This window comes from Rathayibacter sp. AY1E6 (assembly GCF_002931115.1).
Classification (GTDB): domain Bacteria; phylum Actinomycetota; class Actinomycetes; order Actinomycetales; family Microbacteriaceae; genus Rathayibacter.
On record NZ_PSVK01000044.1, the window covers coordinates 1 to 3514 of the forward strand.

The following is a 3514-nucleotide window of genomic DNA, read 5'->3' on the forward strand; positions in this document are numbered from 1 at the left end:
GGGCGGGCTCAGCCGCGCGGAGGCTGGCGGTCGCCGGGCGGGCGGGCGGCCTGGCCGCGGCGCTCGGCGCGGTTCGCGAACTCCCGGGCCTGCTCGCGCTCGAAGTGCTGCGCCTGCTTCTGCTGGTCGTACTCGGTGTACGCGTCCACGATGCGGCCGACCAGGCTGTGGCGCACCACGTCCTCGCTGGTCAGGCGCGAGAAGTGGATGTCGTCGATGCCGTCGAGCACGCGCGTCACGAGGCGGAGTCCGCTCGCGCCGGTCGGCAGGTCGACCTGGGTGATGTCGCCGGTGACGACCATCTTGGAGCCGAAGCCGAGGCGGGTGAGGAACATCTTCATCTGCTCGGGCGTCGTGTTCTGCGCCTCGTCGAGCACGACGAACGAGTTGTTGAGCGTGCGCCCGCGCATGTAGGCGAGCGGAGCGACCTCGATCGTGCCGGCCGCGAGCAGCTTCGGGACGATCTCGGGGTCCATCATCTCGTTCAGCGCGTCGTAGAGCGGGCGCAGGTACGGGTCGATCTTGTCGGTGAGCGAGCCGGGCAGGTAGCCCAGCCGCTCCCCCGCCTCGACCGCCGGGCGGGTCAGGATGATCCGCTCGACCTCCTTGCGCTGCAGCGACTGCACGGCCTTCGCCATCGCCAGGTAGGTCTTGCCGGTTCCGGCCGGGCCGATGCCGAAGACGATGGTGTTCTGATCGACCGCGTCGACGTACTCGCGCTGCCCGAGCGTCTTGGGCCTCACGCTCCGTCCCCGCGCCGTGAGGATGGCCTGGCCGAACGCCTCGGCCGGGCTCACCGGCCCGCCGTTCTGCAGGATGCGGGCGGACTCGCGCACGCCCTCCGGGTCGAGATCGTGCCCGCTCGCGGTCATGCGCACCAGTTCTTCCACCAGGCGCGTCGCAGCGGTGACGGGCTCGCGCTCGCCGTCGAGCGTCACCTCGTTGCCGCGCACGTGCACCCGGACATCGGGGAATCGTCCTTCGACCGCCCGGATGAGGCGGTCCTGAGGTCCGAGGAGGCGCACCATCGCGACTCCGTCGACGGCGACGACGCGCCGCGTCGTCTCGGACGCGTCCGCGCCGGGGGCGGGACGCTCGTCGGGGCTCGCGCCCGTGTTCTCAACCGGTGGCAAGGGAGCCTTCCGTCTGGTGGCCGCCCAGGACGTGGGCGTGCACGTGGAACACGGTCTGGCCCGCCTCTTCGCCGGAGTTGAAGACGAGGCGGAACTGACCGTTGCTGTGGGCGTCGGCGAGCGACTGGGCGACCTGCACCATCTCGGCGAGCAGGGCGGGATCGGCGGCGGCGAGGGCGGCGACCGTGGCGTGCTCCTGGGTCTTCGGGAAGACGAGGAGGTGGACGGGCGCCTTCGGCTCGATGTCGGTGATCGCGAGGATGCGCTCGTTCTCGAACACCACATCGGCCGGGATCTCGCCCTGGACGATGCGCGTGAAGACGGTGGGTTCGCTCATGCACTCATCTTAAACGGGGCCTGTGCGCGACGGGCGCCGCGTTCGCCCACGGCACCCTGCTCCGGAGCCCCGAGTCGGCTGTGGAGGAGCGTCACCAGCGGCCCAGGCGGGCCGAGAGGACGGCGATGGCAGCGGGACCTGCGGTCGAGGTGCGCAGGACGGAGTCGCCGAGCGCGACGGCCTCGGCGCCCGCCTCCGCGAGCAGCCGCAGCTCCTCCGGAGCGATGCCGCCCTCGGGCCCGACGACGAGCACCAGGTCGCGTCCGTCCGGGACCACCTGGGAGAGCCGCGCCTGCGCCGAGGGCTCGAGGACCAGCACGCGGGACGTCGCGGCGCGCGCGACGAGACCGCGCACCTGCTCGAGCAGCGCGACCTCGGGCACCCGGGGGCGCAGCGACTGCTTGCTCGCCTCGCGCACGATGGCGCGCCAGCGCTCGCGCCCCTTCTCCTCCTTCGGGCCCGACCACCGCGAGATCGACCGCGCGGCCTGCCACGGGACGACCTCGTCCACCCCGAGCTCGGTCGCCGCCTGCACGGCGAGCTCGTCGCGGTCGCCCTTCGCGAGGGCCTGGACGAGGACAAGGCGCGGGGACGGAACCGGGGACTCCTGCACCGACTCCACGACGAGCACCACTCGCGCCGGCTCCGCGCTCTCGACGACCGCGGTCGCGACGAGTCCGCGCCCGTCGCCGACCCGGACGCTCTCGCCCGCGCGGATCCGGCTGACGGTCGAGGCGTGCCGTGCCTCCGCGCCGGTGAGCGCGAGCCGGCCCCCGACGACGAAGCCCTCGGAGTTCAGCGACTCGTCGATGTAGTGGTGCGCCACGGGCTCAGCCCAGGAAGCGGTCGCGGAGCTTCGAGAAGAGGCCCTGCTGGAAGTGGGTCAGCGCGGGCTTCTGCGGCTTGTAGTGCTTCGCGAGCTCCTGGACCAGCTCCCGCTCGCGGTGGCCCAGCTTCGTCGGGGTGACGACCTGGATGCCGATGCGGAGGTCGCCGCGTCCGCTGCCCCGCAGGCGCGTGACTCCGCGTCCCTTGATCGTGACGATCTCGGTGCTCTGCGTGCCCGGCTTGATCTCGATCTCGATGTCGCCGTCGAGCGCCTTGAGCGACGCCGTGGAGCCGAGGATCGCGTCCGTCATCTGCACCTCGAGGGTGCAGAGCAGGTCGTCGCCGTTGCGGCTGAAGACGTCGTGGTGCTTGACCTTGATCTCGAGGTACAGGTCGCCGTTGGGGCCGCCGGCCGGGCCGACCTCGCCGCTGCCGGGCATCTGCAGGCGCAGGCCCGTGTCGACTCCCGCGGGGACGTCGACGGGGATGGTGCGGCGGGCGCGGACGCGTCCCTGGCCCTGGCAGGTGGAGCAGGGGGTCGCGATGACGGTGCCGTAGCCGCGGCAGGTGCCGCAGGGGCTCGCCGTCATCACGTTGCCCAGGAGCGAGCGGACCGTGCGCTGGATCTGGCCGGAGCCGTGGCAGATGTCGCAGGTCACCGGCGAGGTGCCGGGCTGGCAGCACGAGCCCTGGCACGTCTCGCAGAGCACCGCCGTGTCGACCTCGAGGTCGCGGTGGGTGCCGAAGATGACCTCGTCGAGCGAGACCTCCACGCGCAGCAGGGCGTCCTGGCCGCGCTCGCGGCGGGAGCGCGGCCCGCGGGACGAGCCCTGCGCGCCCTGCCCGAAGAATGTCTCGAAGATGTCGCCGAACCCGCCGAAGCCCTGGCCGCCGCCGCCGAAGCCCTCCTGGGGCCCGCGGTCGTACTGCGCCCGCTGCTGGGCGTCGCTCAGGACGTCGTAGGCGTGCGTGACGAGCTTGAAGCGCTCGGAGGCGTCCGCGCTCGGGTTGACGTCGGGGTGCAGCTCGCGGGCGAGTCGGCGGTACGCCTTCTTGATCTCGTCGGCGGAGGCGTCGCGGTCGACGCCCAGCACTTCGTAGTGATCGGCCACAGGTGGCTTCGTCCTTCGTTCGTGGGTCGGTGGGCCGGGCACGGCGCACCGACCCACGAACGAAGGACGAAGCCACCTGTGGCCGATCACTACGAAGTGCTGGG

General features: G+C 72.3%; 4 protein-coding genes. All 4 read right to left on the reverse strand.

Annotation, left to right across the window (positions count from 1 at the left end):
* Positions 1–8: 8 nt before the first annotated feature.
* Entirely contained in the window at positions 9–1028 is a 1020-nt protein-coding gene (locus C5C46_RS16475) for a PhoH family protein (RefSeq protein ID WP_104227485.1), read from the reverse strand.
* Between the two features lie 91 nt (positions 1029–1119).
* A complete protein-coding gene (locus C5C46_RS16480) occupies positions 1120–1470 on the reverse strand; it encodes an HIT domain-containing protein (protein WP_104225201.1) in 351 nt (116 codons plus the stop codon).
* Positions 1471–1561: 91 nt separating this feature from the next.
* Positions 1562–2296: a 16S rRNA (uracil(1498)-N(3))-methyltransferase gene (locus C5C46_RS16485; protein WP_104227484.1), complete on the reverse strand. Its 735-nt coding sequence runs from the start codon at positions 2294–2296 to the stop codon at positions 1562–1564.
* A gap of 4 nt (positions 2297–2300) precedes the next feature.
* Positions 2301–3410: a molecular chaperone DnaJ gene (gene dnaJ / locus C5C46_RS16490; RefSeq protein ID WP_104225203.1), complete on the reverse strand. Its 1110-nt coding sequence runs from the start codon at positions 3408–3410 to the stop codon at positions 2301–2303.
* Positions 3411–3514 lie beyond the last annotated feature (104 nt).